24 protein-coding genes are annotated in these 22,172 nt (G+C 41.8%); 13 read left to right on the forward strand and 11 right to left on the reverse strand.

The annotated features are described in order from the left end of the window. Positions 1-4: 4 nt before the first annotated feature. The 3 genes from greA to rsmA form a co-directional block, all read right to left on the reverse strand. Positions 5-478, reverse strand: a complete 474-nt coding sequence (gene greA / locus DBR43_RS23345; protein ID WP_124585378.1) for a transcription elongation factor GreA — start codon at positions 476-478, stop codon at positions 5-7. 157 nt (positions 479-635) lie between these two features. Next, positions 636-1,565 (reverse strand): 2-hydroxyacid dehydrogenase, encoded by a 930-nt coding sequence (locus DBR43_RS23350; RefSeq protein WP_124585380.1) that lies wholly within the window; start codon positions 1,563-1,565, stop codon positions 636-638. A gap of 20 nt (positions 1,566-1,585) precedes the next feature. Continuing rightward, positions 1,586-2,368, reverse strand: a complete 783-nt coding sequence (rsmA, locus tag DBR43_RS23355; RefSeq protein WP_124585382.1) for a 16S rRNA (adenine(1518)-N(6)/adenine(1519)-N(6))-dimethyltransferase RsmA — start codon at positions 2,366-2,368, stop codon at positions 1,586-1,588. Between the two features lie 302 nt (positions 2,369-2,670). Between rsmA and pdxA the strand changes: the two genes are divergently transcribed. The 10 genes from pdxA (at position 2,671) to DBR43_RS23405 (ending at position 11,647) form a co-directional block, all read left to right on the forward strand. Further along, entirely contained in the window at positions 2,671-3,750 is a 1,080-nt protein-coding gene (gene pdxA, locus DBR43_RS23360) for a 4-hydroxythreonine-4-phosphate dehydrogenase PdxA (protein ID WP_124585383.1), read from the forward strand. A 64-nt stretch (positions 3,751-3,814) separates the two neighbouring features. Continuing rightward, positions 3,815-4,348: a YceD family protein gene (locus tag DBR43_RS23365; RefSeq protein WP_124585385.1), complete on the forward strand. Its 534-nt coding sequence runs from the start codon at positions 3,815-3,817 to the stop codon at positions 4,346-4,348. An 18-nt stretch (positions 4,349-4,366) separates the two neighbouring features. Further along, entirely contained in the window at positions 4,367-4,558 is a 192-nt protein-coding gene (gene rpmF / locus DBR43_RS23370; protein WP_073238280.1) for a 50S ribosomal protein L32, read from the forward strand. Positions 4,559-4,659: 101 nt separating this feature from the next. After that, positions 4,660-5,598, forward strand: a complete 939-nt coding sequence (plsX, locus tag DBR43_RS23375; protein WP_124585387.1) for a phosphate acyltransferase PlsX — start codon at positions 4,660-4,662, stop codon at positions 5,596-5,598. A gap of 12 nt (positions 5,599-5,610) precedes the next feature. Then, entirely contained in the window at positions 5,611-6,600 is a 990-nt protein-coding gene (locus DBR43_RS23380; protein ID WP_124585388.1) for a beta-ketoacyl-ACP synthase III, read from the forward strand. A gap of 73 nt (positions 6,601-6,673) precedes the next feature. Next, on the forward strand, positions 6,674-7,150 hold the full coding sequence (gene accB, locus DBR43_RS23385; RefSeq protein WP_124585390.1) for an acetyl-CoA carboxylase biotin carboxyl carrier protein: 477 nt from the start codon (positions 6,674-6,676) through the stop codon (positions 7,148-7,150). Positions 7,151-7,212: 62 nt separating this feature from the next. Next, the gene (gene accC / locus DBR43_RS23390) at positions 7,213-8,553 is read left to right on the forward strand and encodes an acetyl-CoA carboxylase biotin carboxylase subunit (protein WP_124585392.1); all 1,341 of its coding nucleotides are present in this window, start codon (positions 7,213-7,215) and stop codon (positions 8,551-8,553) included. An 80-nt stretch (positions 8,554-8,633) separates the two neighbouring features. Then, a complete protein-coding gene (gene tatC / locus DBR43_RS23395; RefSeq protein ID WP_124585394.1) occupies positions 8,634-9,524 on the forward strand; it encodes a twin-arginine translocase subunit TatC in 891 nt (296 codons plus the stop codon). A 45-nt stretch (positions 9,525-9,569) separates the two neighbouring features. Continuing rightward, positions 9,570-10,010, forward strand: coding sequence for a ribose 5-phosphate isomerase B (rpiB, locus tag DBR43_RS23400; protein ID WP_124585396.1), 441 nt, complete (start codon positions 9,570-9,572; stop codon positions 10,008-10,010). A gap of 47 nt (positions 10,011-10,057) precedes the next feature. Next, positions 10,058-11,647, forward strand: coding sequence for a M28 family peptidase (locus DBR43_RS23405; protein WP_124585398.1), 1,590 nt, complete (start codon positions 10,058-10,060; stop codon positions 11,645-11,647). A 123-nt stretch (positions 11,648-11,770) separates the two neighbouring features. On the opposite strand, the gene DBR43_RS23410 is transcribed toward DBR43_RS23405, so the two are convergent. Then, positions 11,771-12,313 (reverse strand): GIN domain-containing protein, encoded by a 543-nt coding sequence (locus DBR43_RS23410; protein WP_124585400.1) that lies wholly within the window; start codon positions 12,311-12,313, stop codon positions 11,771-11,773. 281 nt (positions 12,314-12,594) lie between these two features. On the opposite strand from DBR43_RS23410, the gene DBR43_RS23415 reads away from it, so the two are divergent. The 3 genes from DBR43_RS23415 to DBR43_RS23425 all read left to right on the forward strand — a co-directional run bounded on the left by DBR43_RS23415 (position 12,595) and on the right by DBR43_RS23425 (position 16,857). Continuing rightward, entirely contained in the window at positions 12,595-13,986 is a 1,392-nt protein-coding gene (locus DBR43_RS23415; protein WP_124585402.1) for a LutB/LldF family L-lactate oxidation iron-sulfur protein, read from the forward strand. 2 nt (positions 13,987-13,988) lie between these two features. Further along, positions 13,989-15,965: a thiamine pyrophosphate-dependent enzyme gene (locus tag DBR43_RS23420; protein WP_124585404.1), complete on the forward strand. Its 1,977-nt coding sequence runs from the start codon at positions 13,989-13,991 to the stop codon at positions 15,963-15,965. Positions 15,966-16,047: 82 nt separating this feature from the next. Further along, positions 16,048-16,857, forward strand: a complete 810-nt coding sequence (locus tag DBR43_RS23425; protein ID WP_124585406.1) for a hypothetical protein — start codon at positions 16,048-16,050, stop codon at positions 16,855-16,857. On the opposite strand, the gene DBR43_RS23430 is transcribed toward DBR43_RS23425, so the two are convergent. The 7 genes from DBR43_RS23430 to DBR43_RS23460 form a co-directional block, all read right to left on the reverse strand. After that, positions 16,806-17,420 carry a SprT-like domain-containing protein gene (locus DBR43_RS23430; RefSeq protein WP_233603173.1) on the reverse strand — a complete coding sequence of 205 codons (615 nt, stop codon included), beginning with the start codon at positions 17,418-17,420 and terminating at the stop codon, positions 16,806-16,808. The genes DBR43_RS23425 and DBR43_RS23430 overlap by 52 nt on opposite strands. A gap of 35 nt (positions 17,421-17,455) precedes the next feature. Beyond that, a complete protein-coding gene (locus DBR43_RS23435) occupies positions 17,456-17,968 on the reverse strand; it encodes a ferritin (RefSeq protein WP_124585408.1) in 513 nt (170 codons plus the stop codon). Between the two features lie 30 nt (positions 17,969-17,998). After that, positions 17,999-20,104 (reverse strand): ferrous iron transport protein B, encoded by a 2,106-nt coding sequence (gene feoB / locus DBR43_RS23440; RefSeq protein ID WP_233603174.1) that lies wholly within the window; start codon positions 20,102-20,104, stop codon positions 17,999-18,001. Between the two features lie 16 nt (positions 20,105-20,120). Continuing rightward, positions 20,121-20,336: a ferrous iron transport protein A gene (locus DBR43_RS23445; protein WP_073238326.1), complete on the reverse strand. Its 216-nt coding sequence runs from the start codon at positions 20,334-20,336 to the stop codon at positions 20,121-20,123. Between the two features lie 300 nt (positions 20,337-20,636). Then, entirely contained in the window at positions 20,637-21,047 is a 411-nt protein-coding gene (locus tag DBR43_RS23450) for a VanZ family protein (RefSeq protein WP_124585412.1), read from the reverse strand. A gap of 3 nt (positions 21,048-21,050) precedes the next feature. Further along, positions 21,051-21,431: a glycine cleavage system protein GcvH gene (gene gcvH, locus DBR43_RS23455; protein ID WP_074608450.1), complete on the reverse strand. Its 381-nt coding sequence runs from the start codon at positions 21,429-21,431 to the stop codon at positions 21,051-21,053. Between the two features lie 200 nt (positions 21,432-21,631). Then, positions 21,632-22,003: a hypothetical protein gene (locus DBR43_RS23460; RefSeq protein WP_124585414.1), complete on the reverse strand. Its 372-nt coding sequence runs from the start codon at positions 22,001-22,003 to the stop codon at positions 21,632-21,634. Positions 22,004-22,172: the final 169 nt, after the last annotated feature.

Genomic DNA, 22,172 nt, shown 5'->3' on the forward strand with positions numbered 1-22,172 from the left:
AGGATTATCGGGTGATCTCTAATATTTCGAATTCAATCTTTCCTGCAGGAACCTGGATCTCAGTTTTATCACCTACAGATTTACCCAATAAGCCCTGGGCAATCGGCGACTTTACGGAGATTTTACCGGTTTTAAGGTCGGCCTCACTCTCCGCTACCAATTGATAAGACATGGTAGCTCCGTTTTTAACGTTTTTGATCTTTACTATAGATAATGCCAATACCTTAGAGGTATCAAGCTTAGACTCATCAATTAATCTGGCTGTAGAGAGTGTTGTTGCCAGTTTTGCTATTTTAGCTTCATGCAAACCCTGCGCCTCCTTTGCTGCATCATATTCCGCGTTCTCAGAAAGATCACCTTTATCTCTGGCTTCGGCAATTGCCTTAGAGATCTGTTGTCTTCCGGTAGTCTTCATATGATGTAATTCTTCCTTTAGTCTGTCTAAACCATCTTGGGTATAATAGGTAACCTCTGTCATAGCTCAATTTATTTTATGTATTACTATAAAAACAAACAAGACTACATCGGCTTTTAAACCTACATAGTCTTGCTTCAATAAAAACGAAGATAATGGGGTACAACCACAAAAACAAATTATTTAATTTGAATTTCGGGAGTTTAAGTAAAATGTATGTTTAAATGACAGAAGAAAGCTTCTCTGCCAAAACTTCTGATATTTTACGGTAAGATTCAAAGGTCCAGCCTCCCACATGCGGGGTTAAAATCACTTTTCCGGTATCTTTAAGGCCAGAAAACCAGGACTGATCTGCCAGTGCAGGAAATTTCTCTACCTCCAGAACATCCAGTCCCGCAGCCAGAATTTTGCCGGATTTAATGGCGGCCAGGACTGCTGCTGTATTCACAATCTCTCCCCTTGCTGTATTGATAAAAAAGAAAGGCTTGCGGAAATGAAACAGGTACTCTTCATTGAGCATCTGACGGGTTTCTCCGGTCAACGGAATATGTAAACTTAACACATCACTCTGCCTTACGATCTCCTCCATGCTCACTTCTTTCGCATAAGCGTCAGTAAAGCCTGTTTTATACTTATCATATGCGATTACATTCACCTCAAAGCCGGAAAGCTTTCTTGCAAAACTCTGCCCCATAAAGCCATAGCCAATAATGCCAACCGTCTTTCCTTTTAACTCATAACCACGGTTTCCTTCTCTGTCCCAAATGCCATTGCGCACTTCCTGGTCTGCGTTTCGAAAGTTATTCATTAAAGACAACAGCAAACCGATAGCGTGTTCACCTACGGCATCCATATTGCCCTCAGGCGCGTTTAGTAAAGTGATGTTACGACTTAAGGCATAAGCTTCATCAATATTATCCAAACCCGCTCCGGCTCTTGCTATAAATTTGAGTGAAGGCGCGGCGGCCATCAATTCCTGATCAATTCTGAACTTTGTCCTTACTGCAATCCCCTGATAAGCAGAAATCGCAGCTAAAGTCTGAGCTCTGGTAAAAAGCGGCTCATCGTCCACTTCATAGCCTAAAGCAATAGCCCGCTCCTTAAAAACAGGATGTAGTTCATCAACAATTAAAATTTTCCCTTTGCTCATTGCAGTTAAAATGAAAGTTATTATAGTGAAAGATGGGATAAGTGTTGTGTCAGTTCAATAAACTGTTCTACACTTAACTGTTCTGCGCGTTTATCAAAGAAAATATGGTCGTCCATTTTATCTTTGGGAACGACCCCGGAAAGCGCATTTCTCAAAGTCTTTCTCCTTTGATTGAATCCGGCTTTCACCGTTCTCCAAAATAGCTTTTCATCACATGGCAGACTTTCCACCTGATTACGGCTCAACCTGATCACACCAGAGTTGACCTTTGGCGGTGGGTTAAAGGTCCCCGGTTTCACGGTAAATAAATACTCTATATCATAGTATGCCTGAATCAGCACACTCAAAATTCCATAATCCTTGGTTCCAGACGTAGAAGCACAACGTTCTGCAACCTCCTTCTGAAACATACCAACCATCTCTACCACCTGCCCTCTGTTTTCCAGAATCTTGAAAAGAATCTGGGAAGAGATATTATATGGGAAGTTCCCGATGATCGCATATTTTTCTTTAAATATCGAAGAGAGGTCTAAAGCTAAAAAATCACCATTGATCAGCCGGCTTCCCAACTGAGGATATTTTTCCTGAAGAAAATGATAAGACTCTACATCAATGTCAATCAGAAAAGTCTCTAGATCTTCCCGTTCCAATAAAATATCTGAAAGAATTCCCATTCCGGGACCTACTTCAAGCACTTGTCTGTACTGATCGGTATGTACCAGGCCGTTTACAATTTTTGCCGCAATCTTCTTATCGGTTAAAAAATGTTGTCCTAAATGTTTCTTTGCCCTAACCAAACTCATATATACTCCTCCTAAAAGCTGCAAAATAAGCAAAGTTTTGCGAGTATTGGACTAACATTCGGTTGAAAGCCTCCCAAAGACTTTAAAAAGGGGCTTTTCATTTTTAATGACAAATGCCATAAGATCTCCTGCATGGAATGTTGACTTCCAGACCGAAACGGGATTTAATGCTTTTCATCAATCACAAATAAAAAAATAACGGGGTCAATGGTAAATCCAGTGCTATAGACTGGCCTTCGACAGGAAAAATCCGGCCATTTTAAAATGAATTCTGTAATTTGCGCTAAATTTTTTCATGAAGCATGAGCAATAAAATAAAAATTGGAATAAGCATAGGTGATGTCAATGGTATTGGTTTAGAGGTCATCCTTAAAACATTATCAGAAAACAGAATTCTTGATTACTGTACTCCCATCGTTTACGGACATACCAAGGTTGCTTCATACCACCGCAAGGCTTTAGGCCTGAGCGACTTCAACTTCAATGTAATTACAGAAGCGCAACTTGCCAATCCTAAAAAAGCAAATATCATCAACTGCTGGGAGGAAGATGTAAAGATAGACCTTGGCGTTGCCAACGAAATTGGTGGGAAATACGCCCTGATTTCTTTGGAGAAAGCGACAGAAGACTTAATAAAAGGCAATATTGATGCATTGGTCACCGCCCCAATCAACAAACATAACATCCAGTCAGAAACCTTTAAATTCCCGGGACATACAGAATACCTGATGGAACGCAGCGGAAGTAATGACGTACTGATGTTCCTTTTAAGCGAAGACATCCGGGTTGGTGTGGTTACAGGCCATATTCCGATCACTGACGTTTCCAAAAGCATCACCACAGATGCCATCGTGAAGAAACTGGTACTGATGAACGAAAGCTTAAAAAAGGATTTCTGGGTCGAAAAACCGAAAATTGCAGTGCTTGGATTAAATCCACACGCCGGCGACAACGGATTGCTAGGCAAAGAAGAGGCAGAAATCATTATGCCGGCGATCCAGCAAGCCTTCGATAAAGGTGTAATTTGCTTTGGTCCTTACCCTGCAGATGGATTTTTTGGAAAAGGTGGTTACAAACAATTTGATGCAGTTTTAGCGATGTACCATGACCAGGGTTTAATCCCTTTCAAGACCATCGCTTTTGGCACCGGAGTGAACTACTCAGCAGGCCTTAAAATCGTCCGTACCTCACCAGATCATGGCACAGGATACGACATTGCCGGAAAGAACCTCGCAGATCCGACTTCGTTTATAGAAGCCTTATTTGCAGCAACTCACATCGTGAGGAACAGAAAAGAACAGGAAGAATTATTGAAAAACCAGCTCAGAAGTGGCGGAAAAATTATAGAAACTGCAGCAGATACAAAAGATGATGCAAATTAGAATTAAAAAACATTTTAATTCTATAAAATAATTCCTACATTTGCGGGCTAAAATTTTGTTACAATTGAAACCACTAAAACAATTTTCAATCCCCTTTACCGGCTTAAAAATTGGCAAGCATCAGTTTGACTTTGACGTTGATAACAGCTTTTTTGACGCCTTTGAATACTCTTTAGTAAAAAAGGGAACTTTAAAAGTTGACATTGAACTGGATAAACAGGAAACAATGTTAATTTTGCAGTTCCACATCAAAGGAACAATCGTATTGGATTGTGATAAATGTTTATCAGAATTTAATGCACCAATAGAAGTACAGGAAAGGCAGATCGTAAAGTTTGCTGAAGATGAACTGGAAAGTGATGATTTAGAAATCATTATCCTGAGTAAAAAAGAAAGTGAGCTCGATGTAGCTCTTCCGATTTACGAACTCATCAATGTTTCAGTACCTTATATTAAGATCTGTGAGCAGGACGGCGATGGCCAGAAATGCGATCAGGAAATGATCGAGAGACTGGAACGTTTGTCGGCCGGAACACAGGAAGAAGAAGAAAACAACGATGATGACCCGCGTTGGGCAGCATTAAAAAAATTAAAATAATAATTAAACAAATCAGCAATGGCACATCCAAAACGCAAGATTTCTAAAAGTAGAAGAGATAAAAGAAGAACTCACTATAAAGCAGTAGCTCCTTCTTTGGCTACTTGTCAAACCACTGGTGCAATTCACGTACCTCACCATGCATATAACGTTGATGGTAACCTATACTACAACGGTAAATTGGTTATTGAAAACACTTCAATAGGTTAATTTTCTTGAAAAATAGTTTGTGTTTTAAGTCGGTTTAAGTTTACCTTTAGCGACTGGAAACAAAGGCAATTGTGCCTTCTAACACAAACTGATTTTTTACTATGAAAATAGGTCTCGATATAATGGGCGGAGACTATGCTCCTAAAGCGAACGTTTTAGGAGCAATAGCTGCCCATCAATTGTTATCTCCCGGAGAGCACATAGTGCTGATTGGAGATACGCAGCAGATTAAGCCCCTTCTCACTGAAAACGGATTCAATCCGGATCACTTTGAATATGTTCATACCGAAGAAGTGATTGGTATGGGCGAACATCCCACTAAGGCTATTGTTCAAAAGCCAAATTCCAGTATTGCTGTTGGCTTTTCCTTACTTAAAGAAGGGAAACTCGATTCTTTTGCCAGCGCCGGTAACTCTGGTGCGATGCTTGTTGGTGCCGTATTTAGCGTAAAAACTATCCCCGGAATCATCAGGCCATGTCTCACAACCTTTCTTCCTAAACTTAGCGGTGGCGTAGGCCTCATGCTTGATGTTGGCGCAAATGCCGATTGCAAGCCTGATACCTTGCTTCAGTTCGGTATATTGGGAAGTTTGTATGCGGAATATGTAATGCAAATTGTCAATCCTAAAGTGGCCCTGATGAATATTGGTGAAGAAGACGAGAAAGGCGATATGCTGAGCCTCGCAACCTTCCCTTTAATGAAGGATACCAATCTCTTTAACTTCGTGGGAAATGTAGAAGGAAGGGACTTATTCAACGATAAAGCCGACGTCATTGTATGCGATGGATTTACAGGAAATGTAATGCTGAAACTGGCAGAATCATTTTACGTGCTGACCCTGAAAAGAGGATTAAAAGACGAGTTCTTTGACCGCTTTAATTACGAGAACTATGGCGGAAGCCCGGTTCTGGGTGTCAATGCTCCTGTGATCATAGGTCATGGCATTTCAAGCCCGACGGCAGTCAAAAACATGATCCTGCAATCCAGGGACATGATTACTACTGGCTTGGTAGGCAAAATTCAAGCTGCATTTAAATAAGGAAAATTGAAAATGAATAAAATTCACGCTGCGATTACGGCTGTTAATGGTTACGTACCAGATTACGTACTGACTAATAAAGAGCTTGAATCCATTGTAGACACTACGGATGAATGGATTACTTCCAGAACCGGTATCAAAGAGCGGAGAATATTAAAGGGTGAAGGATTAGGTACTTCACACATGGCTGTTGAGGCTGTGAACGGATTGCTTAAAAAACGTGGAATTTCTGCCGAAGAGATCGAATTGATCATCTTCTGTACCACCACACCCGATATGCCTTTTCCTGCATCAGCAAATATCTTAGCTGATAAGATTGGCGCCAAAAATGCCTGGGGATACGACTTACAGGCAGCATGCTCGGGGTTCATTTATGGACTTTCTACCGCAGCACAGTTCATCGAATCGGGTAAACATAAAAAAGTATTGGTTGTTGGTGGCGATAAAATGTCGTCTATCATCAATTACAACGACCGCACCACCTGCATCATTTTTGGTGATGGCTGCGGCGCTGTTCTTTTAGAGCCTAATGAAGAAGGAATGGGCATCCAGGACTCCATCCTGAAAAGCGATGGCGCCGGCCGGCAATTCCTTCATCAGAAAGCAGGAGGCTCTGCCAGACCTGCAAGCCATGAAACCGTAGACAACAATGAGCACGTCGTGCATCAGGAAGGTCAGGCGGTATTTAAATTTGCTGTAACCAATATGGCGGATGTGGCTGCGGAGATCATGGAAAGAAATAACCTGACTTCTGATGATGTCACCTGGTTGGTTCCTCATCAGGCCAATAAAAGGATCATCGATGCTACTGCTTCCAGAATGGGCCTTGGCACAGAAAAAGTAATGATCAACATTCAACGTTACGGAAATACCACTAATGGTACAATCCCCCTATGCTTATGGGAATGGGAAAGCCAATTAAAAAAGGGCGATAACATTATCCTGGCGGCATTTGGAGGCGGTTTTACCTGGGGCTCCGTGTACTTAAAATGGGCTTATTAAATTTTATTAAAATAATTAATCTTAACTTAGGTAATTGTTAAGACATACTGTTTTCTCTAAATAACACCAAAAAATGGATATCAAACAAATTCAGGAACTTATTAAATTTGTTTCTCGTTCGGGCGTAAATGAAGTCGCTATTGAGCAGGAAGACTTCAAAATTACTATCAAAACCAATCAGGCACCTACAGTTGTTCATGCAACCGTTCCAGCTCAGATTGCTCCGGCAGTAGTACCGGCTGCGGCTGCACCTCAACCGGTAGCACCAACAGAAACAAAAGCAAGCGTTGCTGCTGAAGACGATTCTAAATACATCACTATAAAATCACCAATGATCGGAACATTCTACCGTTCATCAAGCCCTGATAAACCTTCTTTCGCCAATGTAGGTGATGAAGTTGCGGTTGGTAAAGTGATCTGTATCATTGAAGCCATGAAATTGTTCAATGAAATCGAAAGTGAAGTTTCCGGAAGAATCGTTAAGGTTCTTGTAGAAAATGCTTCTCCAGTAGAATATGACCAACCGTTATTTTTAGTTGAACCTATGTAATCCGTCTTGTTGATTCTTAACCTCACGCTAAAGATCAACAGCTCGTTACTTAATAGACATATATGTTTAAAAAGATACTAATTGCCAACAGGGGCGAGATTGCTTTACGCATCATCCGCACCTGTAAAGAAATGGGCATCAAAACCGTTGCGGTTTACTCTACTGCAGACAGAGAGAGTTTACACGTACGCTTTGCCGATGAAGCCGTTTGTATAGGACCTCCGCCAAGTAAGGATTCTTACCTGAGCATCCCAAATATCATCTCGGCTGCAGAATTAACCAATGCAGATGCCATACACCCAGGTTACGGTTTCCTATCTGAAAACGCTAAGTTTTCTTCAGTTTGCCGTGATTATGGAATTAAATTTATCGGAGCTACTCCGGAGCAGATCAACTCAATGGGTGATAAAGCTTCCGCAAAAGAAACGATGAAAAAAGCAGGTGTTCCAACCATTCCAGGTTCGGAAGGCTTACTTGACAACTTCAAAGACGGTATTAAAATCGCAAATGAAATGGGCTACCCTATCATTCTGAAAGCTACTGCCGGTGGTGGTGGCCGTGGAATGCGCGTAGTCTGGAAAGATGAAGACTTTGAAAATGCATGGGATAGCGCCAGGCAAGAATCAGGTGCAGCCTTTGGAAATGATGGTCTCTACCTAGAAAAATATATCGAAGATCCACGCCACATTGAAATCCAGATCATCGGAGATCAGTATGGTAAAGCCTGTCACTTGTCGGAACGTGACTGCTCTATTCAACGCCGCCATCAAAAGCTGGTAGAAGAAGCACCATCTCCTTTCATGACACCAGAGCTTAGAGAAAGAATGGGCGACGCAGCCATCAAAGGTGCCCTTGCGGTACAATATGAAGGTGCCGGAACCATCGAATTCCTTGTGGATAAACACCGCAACTTCTATTTCATGGAAATGAATACCCGTATCCAGGTAGAACACCCGGTTACAGAAGAGGTGATCAATTATGACCTGATCAAGGAACAAATTAAGGTAGCTTCAGGCGTTCCGATCTCCGGAAAAAATTATTTACCGGACATGCATGCCATCGAATGCAGGATCAACGCTGAAGATCCATTTAATAACTTCAGACCTTCTCCTGGAAAAATTACCAACTTCCACTCTCCGGGTGGTCATGGGGTAAGGGTGGATACACATGTATATGCAGGTTATCAAATTCCTTCAAACTACGATTCAATGATTGCCAAACTGATCTGTGTTGCACAAACACGGGAAGAAGCCATCAGTACAATGGAACGTGCTTTAAGCGAATTTGTGATTGAAGGTGTAAAAACTACGATACCTTTCCACTTAAAACTGATGAAAGATCCTAACTTTAGGGCTGGTAATTTTACCACGAAGTTTATGGAAACCTTCGAATTTTCAGAATAGAAAAACTATTTAGTAGATTTAAAACGTAAATACCATTCTGAATACAATAGAATGGTATTTTTGTTTTACAAATAACGTACATGAGTGATACTAAGAAAAGGGACCTTATTGGTGCTATAAAAGAAAAAGGAAAAACTTTAGAGGCAGAAATGTCTTTCTTTGACCACATTGATGTCCTAAGAAAACATCTTTTACGCGCATTAGCCGTGGTCCTTGTGCTAACCGCAGGAGCGTTCTATTACACTGACTTTATCTTTAACACCATTATTATGGGGCCCAAGAACCCCAACTTCTGGACCTACAGAATGATGTGTAAACTGGTAGAAAAGTTTCCTTCCATAGGCTCCGACTTCTGTATCACTAAAATTGACGCAAAGATTATCAACACAGAAATGGCAGGACAATTTACCCTCCAGTTGAATTCCTGTGTGATGGTAGGGATCATTTTAGGTATCCCCTACCTGTTGTTCGAACTCTGGTTATTTGTTAAACCAGCCCTTCATGAAAATGAAAGAAAGTCGGCCAGTGGCTTCGTTGCTTTCGCATCGTTTCTTTTCTTCCTGGGGATCCTTTTCGGATATTACATGATCTGCCCGCTGTCGATCAACTTCCTGACCAACTTTACCGTGAGTCCGGAAATTCAGAATACCTTTACCATAGATTCTTACCTTTCGTCTGTGATGACCTTAACCCTGGGCTCAGGAGTCATCTTCCAGCTTCCGGTAATCATCTACATCTTATCAAAATTAGGCATCATGACACCGGCATTTATGCGTGCCAGCAGAAGGTATTCCACAGTATTGATCCTGATCGTTGCAGCTATCGTGACGCCTACGGCCGATCCTTATACCATGTTGATTGTTGCCCTTCCTTTATTCCTGCTTTATGAATTGAGTATTTACATCTCAGCAAACATCGAACGCAAGAAAAACAAAGAACTTTATGGCGTAGCCAAAATAAAAAAAGACTAACAAGAAGGTTACTCAGGTTTATTATTATTCTATATATTTTTGAAGATGTCAACAGAAACAAAAATTAAAATTGCAATTGGTGCAGACCATGCAGGTTTCGAATACAAGGAATTGTTAAAATCCTTTCTAACTGATTATGAGGTCAAAGACTTTGGAACGCATTCCAATCAGTCTGTTGATTATCCTGATTTCGCTCACCCTGTAGCATCGGCTGTAGAAAGCAAAGAATATACCTTTGGGATCCTGGTTTGTGGAAGTGCAAATGGTGTTGCAATTACTGCAAACAAACATCAGCAGATTCGTGCGGCCATTTGCTGGCTGAATGAAATCGCTGCCCTCGCGAGAATGCATAACAATGCTAATATTTTATGTATCCCTGCAAGATTTGTTTCTGAAGACCTGGCAAAAGAAATGACCACAACTTTCTTAAATACCCCTTTCGAAGGTGGAAGGCATGAAGGTAGGGTTGATAAAATTTCCTGCTAATTTCCAGACATACCAACTAAACCAACCGCTAACCAAATTACTAACTCATGAAAAAACATTTCTTGTACGCCAGTTTTGTGCTTACAATGGCCTGTTCTGCTTCCGCACAAAATAAGGATGCAGTCAGGTTCAGTAAAACCATTACTAAAGACAATGCCTACAAACACCTGTCTGTACTTGCTTCTGATGCCTACGAAGGCAGGGAAACGGGAACAAAGGGCGGATGGATGGCTGCTGATTACATCAAAAACTACTTTAAAAGCCTGGGCTTAAAAGGGCCGGTAAATGGTGATTATTTTCAGCCGATAGACATGGTCACTACCTCGCTTTCCCAGATCTTAACAGTGAACGGACAGCCGGCAGAAGCCCTGAAGGATTTTTATATCACCCCACAGACCGTATCTGCAGAAGGCTATGCCTTTAATGCCAATAACATTGTATTTGTTGGCTATGGTCTGACTAAAGACGGTTACAATGACTTTGAAGGCTTAGACATCGCCGGAAAAGTGGTGATGCTATTCAAATCCGGAGATCCAAGTGGCGCTGCTGCCTCAAATTCAAGAAACGCAGCCGCTGCAAAAATCAAATATTTAACAGAAAAAAAAGTTGCAGCGATATTGGTCATCGACCCTACCGTTGACGCCATGCCTGAAAATCTGAAAGCCTACCTTCTTTCTTCACAATTGGTGATGAAGTCTAAAGAAGAACTGGAAAAAAGGAAAGCTCCGGCAGGACTTCCAACAATCATGATAGGAACCATACTGGCCAATCAGATTCTTGCTGCTGCAAAAACAAATATTGCCGACCTGAAAAAGAAAATCGCAGAAAGCGGTAAACCGGCATCACAGGAGATCACAATTCCGGTCTCTGTAAATGCCAAAAAACAGGAAACCAAAGTAAGAGCAGAAAACGTATTGGGATTCCTGGAAGGTTCTGACCCTAAACTTAAACATGAAGTTTTAGTCGTAACCGGCCATTATGACCATATCGGAATTACGCCGGAAGCAAAAGGGCCAGATAAAATCAATAATGGAGCGGATGATGATGGCTCAGGAACAACGGGTGTACTCCTGATGGCCGAAGCATTTTCTAAAGCAAAAAAAGCAGGTAAAGGTCCTAAAAGAAGTATCCTCTTTATGACGGTTACCGGTGAAGAGAAAGGACTGCTGGGTTCAGAATGGTATTCCGAAAATCCGGTTTTCCCATTGGAAAATACGATCACCAACCTGAACATCGACATGATTGGCAGAGGTGATAAAGACCATGCCTCCGACAATAACTTCGTCTATATCATCGGTTCAGATATGCTGAGCTCGGAACTGGACAAAATCGGTAAAAAAGCAAATAAAGATTATGTAAATATCAATCTGGACGAACGATATAATAACAGAACAGATCCAAACAGGTTCTACTACCGCTCTGATCATTATAACTTTGCAAAGCACGGGATTCCCGTAATTTTCTACTTCAACGGTGTTCATGAAGATTACCATCAACCCGGAGATGAAGTCAGCAAAATAGATTTCCCTATGCTTGCTAAAAGAGCAAGATTGGTATACTATACGGCATGGGAGCTGGCCAATCGTGCCACCCGTCCTAAAGTAGACAAGAACGATGACGGAACACCAAAGAATTAAAAATAGTTAACATCAGAAAAACCTGCCTCGCGCAGGTTTTTTTATATACAAAAAAACCGCAGATCGGATCAGCGGTTTCTTGTAAAAGGAATCTCCTTTTCTTGTCTTTGGGTTACGGGCTTTTTATAGTTTGGCAATTACGAAATCATTCAGGTTCAATTTAGCAACATCATTTCTAACCAGGTTGTGTTCTGCTGATGAACCGCTCAATTTCAAATCTGACTGGTCTTTCATGTCGGTATAAAGGCTTCCTACTTTTGCATTTACATTCGCTTTAGCACCATCTTTTAAAAAGATCTGAAGAACGGCAAGGTCAAAATTACCACGGGTTTTTACTTCAGCTGTATTGGCAGCATCAATTCTTTGCAGGTCTTTTACAGAGATGTAGATCGTTGCAGGGCTTTGCGCAGTAGAGTTAATGTACAAAGTATATCCTTTTTGTTGAACGGTAGTATTTGCAGTCAGCTCATCATTCGTAGTGATGCTTTCTGAATTGGACTGTACCAGTACTACTTTAGCATTTCCGGTTACCACTACTTTATTGAACTTTACGTTAGCAGATGCGCTTACAGGTGTGGTGTCTTTAGCGAAAGTAGTGAAGGCTGAAGAAGTTAAAACGATAGCAGTTAAAGCAGAAGCGAATAAGGTTTTGATCGAAGTTTTCATGACTTTATATTTTAAGTTTTTAATTATTTAATTGTTGTTTTGTAGATAAGACACCATCTCAGGGGAAACGTTTCAGCGTTTTTTGGCGCATTAGACCATGCCCATGTAACAGTCGACCAACTGCCATTACTATTCGACCAACAGACACAAATATTTTTCGTCGAAACCCCGAAAAATGAGCTTCCAATTCCCGGATGCATTCCGGAAGTAATAAAAAACATTAGATTGGGAAATAAATCAGGCAGATCATTACCGAAGCCTAATTATTTTTATATTTGAAGATGATGAAGATATCTGATGAATTTTTGGTTAAGGCCGATGAAAAGGCCTTTGATTTAGGGCATCGCAAGACAATTAATCATAATATTGGCAAGTATAATGTTGCGGTAGAAAGGGGAACCTCGAGGTTTGAGAATTTAGAAAACTCAAAGAAGAAGGCTCATGTGATTAAATGGCGTGTGATGGAGAACCTGGATAAGTTTCTTCCTGAATTTGAATCCAATTTTCAGCGTAGGGGAGGAAAAGTGATCTGGGCAAATGATGCGGAGGAGGCCCAAAAAGAAATCCTGAACATCATCCAGCGAAATGGCGGAAAGACGGTGATCAAATCAAAATCTATGACCACCGAGGAAATTCACCTGAATGATTTCCTGGAAAAGAACAATATTGAATCTCTGGAAAGCGACCTTGGTGAATACATCGTACAACTCCTGGGTCAGGCACCCTACCATATTGTAACCCCGGCCATGCACCTGAGTAAGGAAGAGATTGCAAAGCTGTTTCATGATAAATTTGGAACACCCATTGATGCAACGCCGGAACAGCTCACACAAAAAGCAAGAGAGTTGCTTAGAGATAAATACCTGAAAGCGGATATCGGCATCTCCGGCGGAAACTTCTTAATCGCAGATACCGGAAGCATTGCATTGACAGAAAATGAGGGAAACGCAAGGTTATGTACTACTTTCCCAAAAATACATATTGCCATTGTCGGAATTGAGAAGGTCATCCCTTCCATGGCCGATCTGGACCTCTTCTGGCCCTTGCTGGCCAGTCATGGTACAGGGCAAAACCTAACTGTTTACAATACGATCCTAAGTGGTCCCAGACGTCCGGAAGAAACTGACGGTCCTGAAGAGATGTATGTCATCCTGCTGGATAACGGAAGAACCAATCTGCTCGCCGAGAAAGATCAGCGCCAGGGCCTGTATTGCATTAGGTGTGGTGCCTGTCTGAATGCCTGTCCGGTCTACAAAAATATCGGCGGACATACTTATAACACCACTTACAGCGGACCTATAGGTTCCATCATCACCCCTCATTTAAAGGGGATGAAAGACTTTAAACACCTCAGCTACGCTTCCAGCTTATGTGGCAAATGTTCGGAGGTATGTCCGGTAAAAATAGACATTCACAAAATGCTCCTGCTGAACAGAAGAGATGCTGCAGCAGATCATGAGAACAGCAAATCCGAAGAGCTTGGCTGGAAACTGTTCAATACAGGAATGCAAAAAAGATCAAGAATGGATATGGTAAGCGGAAAGATCAAAAACTTCTTTTTGAAGTTTCTTTTCAAGAAGACCTGGGGCAAGTACCGCAGCATGCCGGAAGTTGCACCGAAGTCTTTTGCCAAACTCTATCAGGAGAAAAATAAAGCAGACAAAAACATATAACTATGCAGTTTGACAGAAAAGATAAGAATGATGCTACCTTATTAGATTTATACACGCAGTTGCTTTACCCCCGGATGGTAGAGGAAAAAATGCTTATCTTATTACGTCAGGGCAGGATTGGCAAATGGTTTTCCGGAATCGGACAGGAAGCCATTGCCATAGGAAGTACTTTAGCGATGAAGGAAACTGAATACATCCTTCCAATGCATAGAAACCTTGGAGTATTTACCGCCCGGGATATTCCTTTGAAAAAGCTGATGGCCCAATGGCAGGGTAAGATTTCCGGCTTTACCAAAGGCCGGGACCGCTCCTTTCATTTCGGCACTCAGGAATATAAAATTATTGGAATGATTTCCCATCTGGGTCCTCAGATGGCACTTGCCGGTGGGATCGCCCTGGCAGATCTTATTGCCGATAAAAAACAGGCCACCCTGGTATTCACCGGAGAAGGGGCCACAAGTGAGGGCGACTTTCATGAAGCCATTAATGTGGCTGCAGTGTGGAACTTACCTGTTATTTTTCTAATTGAAAACAACGGATATGGACTCTCCACCCCCATCAATGAGCAGTTTAAATGTAAAGACCTCGTAGACAGGGCCGCAGGATATGGAATCGAAGGTATCCAAATAGATGGCAATAACATCCTGGAGGTATACGATACCCTCTCCGGCATTGCCGAAAAAATGAGAGAAAATCCTAAACCTGTACTCGTAGAATGCCTTACCTTTAGGATGAGGGGCCATGAGGAAGCTTCAGGAACAAAATATGTACCTCAGGAACTGTTTGACCTCTGGGCAAAAAAAGATCCGGTAAAATGCTTTGAAGAATACCTGCTGGAACAAAAAGTATTGACTCCGGAAAGTATAGCAGAGATTAAAGCGGATTTTAAAACCGGAATTGAGCAGGAAGTAGAAGCTGCTTTTCTCGAAGAAGAGCCGGTAGCAGATATCGCCACCGAAACGGCCGACATGTATGCAGCACACACTTACCAGCATATTGAACCGAATGAAGCATCCACAGAAATCAGGTATATTGATGCCATCACGGACGCATTGAAGATTGGCATGCAAAAGCATAGCAATCTGGTTTTGATGGGACAGGATATTGCAGAATACGGCGGAGCCTTTAAGATCACTGATGGTTTTGTAGACCTTTTTGGTAAGGCGAGAGTCCGCAATACCCCAATCTGCGAATCAGCGATCGTTGGCGCAGGACTAGGCCTTTCCATCAACGGCTATAAGGCAGTCGTGGAGATGCAGTTTGCTGATTTTGTAACCTGTGGATTCAACCAGATCGTAAACAACCTTGCAAAAACCCATTACCGGTGGGGAGAAAAGGCGGATGTAGTAGTCAGAATGCCTACCGGGGCAGGAACAGGTGCAGGCCCTTTCCATTCCCAAAGCAATGAAGCCTGGTTCACAAAAACTCCTGGTTTAAAAATTGTATACCCGGCTTTTCCTTTCGATGCAAAAGGCTTACTCCTTTCTGCTATTGATGACCCGAATCCGGTCTTATTTTTTGAACATAAATATCTCTACCGCAGTCTAAGCGGACAAGTTCCTGAAGGGGAATATACACTGGAAATTGGTAAAGCCAACCTGATTAAAGAAGGTCATCAACTGAGCATCATTACTTACGGACTGGGTGTACACTGGACACTCTCTTATATGGATGAACATCCGGAAATAAGCATCAACCTCCTGGATTTGCGCAGCTTACAACCCTGGGATAAGGAGGCAGTGGCTACAGCAGTCAGGAAAACAGGAAGGGTATTGATCTTACACGAAGATACCCTGAGTAACGGCTTTGGAGCAGAACTGGCAGCATGGATTGCCGAACATTGCTTTGAGCACCTGGATGCACCTGTAATGCGCTGTGCGAGCACGGATACCGCCATTCCTATGAGTAAAGTCCTGGAAGAAAGCTTTCTTGCCAAAAGCAGGTTAAAAGAAACCATTCAGAAATTAATGGCTTACTAATCAAAGCGATCAAATACCCGCTTTCTCTATAAGGCAATTCCTTTGGCATGATAATCGCCTCTTTAATATTTAAAGAAGCGCTATGAAGACTGCATACCTGGTATTTTCCTTTTCCGCCCTGCTCGGTATATCCGGCTGTAACCAACAACCAAAACATCCCCAGGCAGACCTGATCAGCCAGTCTGCGGCGACTGCAATGACCGATAAGACCATAGCAGTTTTAGCAGATTCTATAGATGCAAACCTCGCCCACCTGGAAAAACAAAGCAGCCTCGTTTACCTTCAGGGAGAACAATCCATGTACGCAGAAAGGTACAGTTCGAATGGCAAAGCCATCCTGTATGTGGAACAGCGGGACAATGGGCTCATTAACAGCCAGACAAAAAAATACTATTTCAAAAACGACAGTTTAATCCTTGTTCAGGAAAATAAGAAAATCAATAACGACTATACAGACACCCGGATTTTTCTGAGAAACAACATTGCCTTCAGTAAGGAACAACGCAAGGCAAACTCTGCCTCCGCCCTTCCTGCCAAGCCTTACCTGTCCTTAAAATCAATTAAAGACAACACGGTAAAGGAAGACAACTACCAGCAAAATATCAGGACCCTGGACGAAGCTATTGCAGGCAGCAACCAATATGAAATGTTGTTTGACCAGTTTATTGACATTCCGGGTGAAAACATCATTCAGCTGAAAAGCAAGGCACAGAACGGCTATACCGCCAGTATCCTGGTGCAGGAACCCGATGCATTCATCGACAGCTTAAAAAGCAATCCACAAAGTTTCAGAAATGAAAAGCTTAATTTTAAATGGAAAGTGGAAGATAAAGAAGCAGTCTATGTACCTGTAGCCGCTAAAGTCACTTCTGCCAAAGGGTTAAACAAATAGACATTGCCATTGGTCAGGCAAAGGCAGCGGTATCTTTTCCGCAGCTTTTCTCCTTTTCTGAACTGACGTCCGTCTTTTATGGTAAATACCGCATCTAAAGGCAGTTCCTCCAGTCTGGAAGCCTCTTTAGGCAGGTCGTGCTTCTTTAATGCACGGGAAAGTTTCAGGTCAGTACAGCTTGCTGCAGAAGGATTATTCAGGTAACTCACTATTGCCTGCTGAACATCCTGAGGAAAGACATTTTGCTCGATAAAGGGCGCCATCATCCTTTTAAAATTGTGCTTCCATTCCGCACCATGAGGCTTTACTTTATTCTTATGGTCATTCCAGGTCAGCAGATGAGCAAATTCATGTACCGTAGTGACTAAAAAAGCATAGGCATTCAGGTCATTGTTGACCGATATTTTATGTCCCAAATCTTTATAAGGATGACGGTAGTCACCAAGCTTCGTCGTTCTGTTTTTAGATATTTTAAACTCACATTGAAAATAATCTATCCACTTCGCGATAATCGGTGCCGCTCCCGGGGGCATATATTGCGCTAAGATCTCCTCCTTTTTCACGCTTCCAAGATAAGGAAATTAATTAAAAGCGATGCTTAGGCTGCGCCACCTGTGGCCGCGTTAAATGTTCTTTGGGCCAATTCAGTGTTCAGCAGATATAAGGCCGAAGAATTGTCCCCGATCATCTTCAGCTTGCTGATGATCTGTGATACCGTCGCCTCTTCTTCTACCTGCTCTGTAACGAACCATTGCAAAAAGGTATGGGTAGCAAAATCACTTTCCTCAAAAGCCGCTTTGATCAGGTTTCCAATGCTCTTGGTAACGGCCTTCTCATGTGCCAGGGTGATTTCAAAAATTTCCAGTACAGAGCCAAAGTCAGATTCAGGTTGCTGAATTGCGCCTATAGTCACTTTACCGCCAACATCATGAATGTAGTTGAATTGCTTTTCCGCATGAAAAAGCTCTTCTTTCGCCTGAACTTTAAAATAATTAGCGAATCCATCCAAATCCTTGTCCGAAAACCAGGAACACATTGCCCAATAGGCATTGGCCGAATACATTTCTAAATTAACCTGCTCATTGAGCAATTTTTCCATTCTTTTATTCATGACAGCATTGCGTTTGATTAAGTCAATATATTATTTTAAAAACTGATAAGCAATTAAACTGGCCACGTAAGCCATCACGGTCATATACACCAGTTGTATCATTGGCCACTTCCAGGATTTTGTTTCCCGGAACACCACCGCCACCGTACTCATACACTGCATCGCAAAGGCGTAAAACAACATCAATGAAAAGGCAGTGGCAAAAGTAAACACCGGCAATCCCGTTTCCGGATTTTTGGCCAGTCTCATACTATCCCGTATTTTCATCACATTCTCATCTCCGCCTTCCACACTGTAAATCGTGGCCATTGTTCCTACAAAGGCTTCCCTTGCAGCAAATGAAGTGATTAGTGCAATGCCGATCTTCCAGTCAAAACCTAAAGGTCTGATGGCTGGCTCTATGGCATGGCCCAGAATTCCCGCATACGAATTTTCAAGCCTTTCAGCCGACTTATCTCTTTCAAGAGTAGAAATCTGTACACTATCTTTTTGAGCCTCTATAGCGGCGTATTTTTTATCAATTTCAGCAAAGCGCTCAGAAGGACCATAAGTAGCCATTACCCAAAGTACAATGGAAATGGCAATGATCACCTTACCCGCTTCAAAGACAAAAGTCTTAGACTTATCATACATCGTGAAAAGCACATTTCCCCATCTCGGCATTCTGTACACCGGCATCTCCATAATGAAATAAGATTTCTCTTTTGCTTTCAGGATGAATTTCATGACAAAAGCCACCAATACCGCCGCAACAATACTGATCAGGTACATTCCCATCAGGGTTAATCCCTGAAGGTTAATGAAGCCCCAAACCATTTTTTCGGGAACAACAAGGCTGATCAACAAAGTATATACAGGCAACCTTGCAGAACAACTCACCAAAGGAGCCACCATAATGGTAATGATGCGGTCTTTCCAGTTTTCGATGTTTCTGGCACTCATTATGGAAGGAACGGCACAAGCCAGACTTCCGATCATCGGCACCACAGACTTTCCACTCAAACCAAATTTTCTCATGATCCTGTCCATCATAAAAGTCACCCTGGCCATATAGCCGGTGTCTTCCAGAATCGAGATAAATGCAAAGAGAATTGCGATTTGCGGAATGAAAACCACAATCCCGCCTAAACCGGCAAGTACACCGTCCAGCAGTAAATCACTAAGCTGCCCTGCGGGTAAATATTCATGTCCCAGTTCCTGCAGTTTGGCAAAGATAAATTCAATCATCTCCATCGGATAAGCCGACCAGGAGAAAATGGCGTTGAACAGGAAGAACAACAAGCCCATAAAAATGATCAGGCCCCAAAACCTATTGGTCAGGATGGAATCGATCTTATCACTAAAAGCAAACTTCTTTGCCGCCCCCGTATCTTCGATTACGCCAGTGAGGATCTTCCCAAGGTCACGATAACGCGCAACGGTTTCCTCTGTCTGCAATTTAGAAGTTTCAAAACCAGTCGCTTTTTTGATCTGATCAAAGCCTGCATGATCTACTTCAGAAAAGTGATCCAGGTTATAATGCTGGTGCAAGACCTGCAATGCAAAATAATCGTTCTCTGTTCCGATCTTGGCTTTCACTTTCTGAATCGCTTCAGGCGCCAGCGCCAGTACATCAGTACCTTTCAACTGTGTCGCAATCTTTGTCGTATTGCTGATGGCTTGTTTTAGCTCGGTCAGCCCCTTATTGCTTCTCGCAGAGATCGCAACAATCTGAATGCCCAGTCTTTTCGAAAGCAAATCAACGTTGACATTGATCCCTTCTTTTTGTGCCAGATCGGTCATATTGAGTGCCAGTACTACCGGCACCTGCAGGTCGGCAACCTGCGAATAAAGCAATAAATTTCTTCGGAGATTGGTCGCATCAGCCACCAATACCACAATATCCGGATAACTGGAATTGCTCTTGTCGGCCAATACCTGGAAGACAATACTTTCATCCTTGCTTTTCGGGTATAAACTATAGGTTCCCGGTAAATCGGTAATCTCTGCACTTCTGCCATCAGGAAGCTTGCAGTAACCTACTTTTTTATCAACGGTAATGCCCGGAAAATTTCCAATTTTTTGATTTAATCCTGTAAGCAGATTAAAAAGAGTAGACTTGCCTGTATTGGGATTCCCAACCAGAGCTATTTTCAAATCCTTTGCCAAATTACTACTGAATTATAATACTAGATGCCTCGCTTTTACGTAAACAAAGTTGATACCCTGAGACCCGAATGGCAATCGGATCACCAAGCGGAGCAAACCGTTCCACTTCTACAACTTCTCCAGGCAAACAGCCCATCTCCATTAGTTTAACAGACATTTCTAAATCTGTAAATGCCACTATAGTGCCTCGTTCCCCCGGATTCAATTGTGAAAGTTTCATCTTTATTAATTTATTTTAATTTTCGAAGGACAATATTGACTCCTTCCCTAATCAAGGCGCAATTTAGGCTTAATTTATAATAGTTCCAAATAAACGGAATCCACCCTTACCTTCAGAAATAGCTTTCAGCGCAGCTAAAGGATCATTTATGCAATCAAAAAGTCACAACAAAGTAACATAATGAATACAGGTAACTTTTACCGCTGGGGATAGCTGTTGTAGCTTACCGGAGGACATTTACAGCCCGGCTTAAAAATACTGCAGCCGCTGGACGCAAGTACCAGCAAAAGCAGGAATAATCTACTGATGTTCTTTTTCATTATAATGAGATTTATGCAAAAGTATAAAGCTGAAAACGCCCATAAATACACCAATCATATCGCAGGTAAAGTCCCACCACTCTGCAGACCTGTAAGTAAACACTTTCCATTGAAGCAATTCAATGCCACCGCCCAAAGCAGCAGTGATCAGGATGATCTTAAAAATCGTCAGCGAACGAAAACTATAGTTATGGGTATAATTGATTCTTCCATAAAACAGTAATATGGTCAGGACAAAGAAAAACCCAAGATGCACCATTTTATCAAATCCTTCAAAAAAAAAGCCTGTCCCATTAGTGGAGACAGGCATTTCTATATTGCAAAGGATCAAAATAACCACCGTCCATACTATGGCCCAGATCTGATATTTTAACGCTTTAAATTTATTCATTGATTAAGCTCCTACAAGGGCTTTGTAAGCATCAGCATCTAATAAACCATCCACTTGTGAAGCATCAGAGATCGCTACTTTAACCATCCAGCCTTTTCCATAAGGATCAGAGTTTACCAGTTCAGGATTGTCATTCAATTCCGGGTTGGTTTCCAATACGGTTGCAGTTACCGGCATAAACAAATCAGATACGGTTTTAACAGCTTCTACTGTTCCGAAAACATCATCCTTGCCTACTTCATCACCTACAGTGTTAATATCGATGTATACAATATCACCTAACTCACGTTGTGCGAAATCAGTAATACCGATATAGGCCTCGTTACCTTCAATCTTAACCCACTCGTGGTCTTTAGTGTACTTTAGTTCTGATGGAAAATTCATTTTATATAATATTAATAATAAATTAGTTACGCACAAAAAACATGTGTTACTTAAACTAGGATTCAGCAAATAATACGCATTATCCTCTGCGAATTTACTATTATTTATAAGTATTCATATCTATTTGTGGCAACAAAATTTGAAGCCTGCTTTATGTCCCGATCATCTGTCGGAATAAACCGCACAAAAAGCAGCCGGTTTCATTTAATTTCTATATTCTCGTTCCCTTCGTCGTCCTCCTCGAGATAAAGTTTCCAATTCAGTTCTTCAGCGATTGCCAGAAAAGTCTTTAGGTAAACCTGCTGGTCTGTATTTGCTGATTTTGTACAGACAACCGCAATCAAATTGGTATAAGGCAATTTCTTTTCAGAGGTAGCAAAACTTCCATCTTTTGTTTCAACCAATACAATTTCCACCCATGGAAAGCGATCCGCATTAACTAATGTCTGATGATCTTTCAGGAGGAAATTTCCGCTCTTCAAAAAGAGCTGAAGCACAATTTCCGTCTGCACCTTCCCGGTGTAACTTTCATCACTTTGTATATTGTAATAATTATACCTGTCGCTCCACATAACTTATCATTATTCTATTCAGCAGATGCCCCCGCCCTTTTGCGGCATTGCGCCCTTTTGGAAATTAAATGTACAAAAGTTTTATCAGGACCAAAACAACCGGAAATATCAGCCGGTAAAAAAAACGCGCATCTATTTTTCTGAGAAAATACATGCGCGTTAAATGGCG

The organism is Pedobacter sp. KBW06 (genome assembly GCF_003852525.1).
Taxonomy (GTDB): Bacteria; Bacteroidota; Bacteroidia; order Sphingobacteriales; family Sphingobacteriaceae; genus Pedobacter.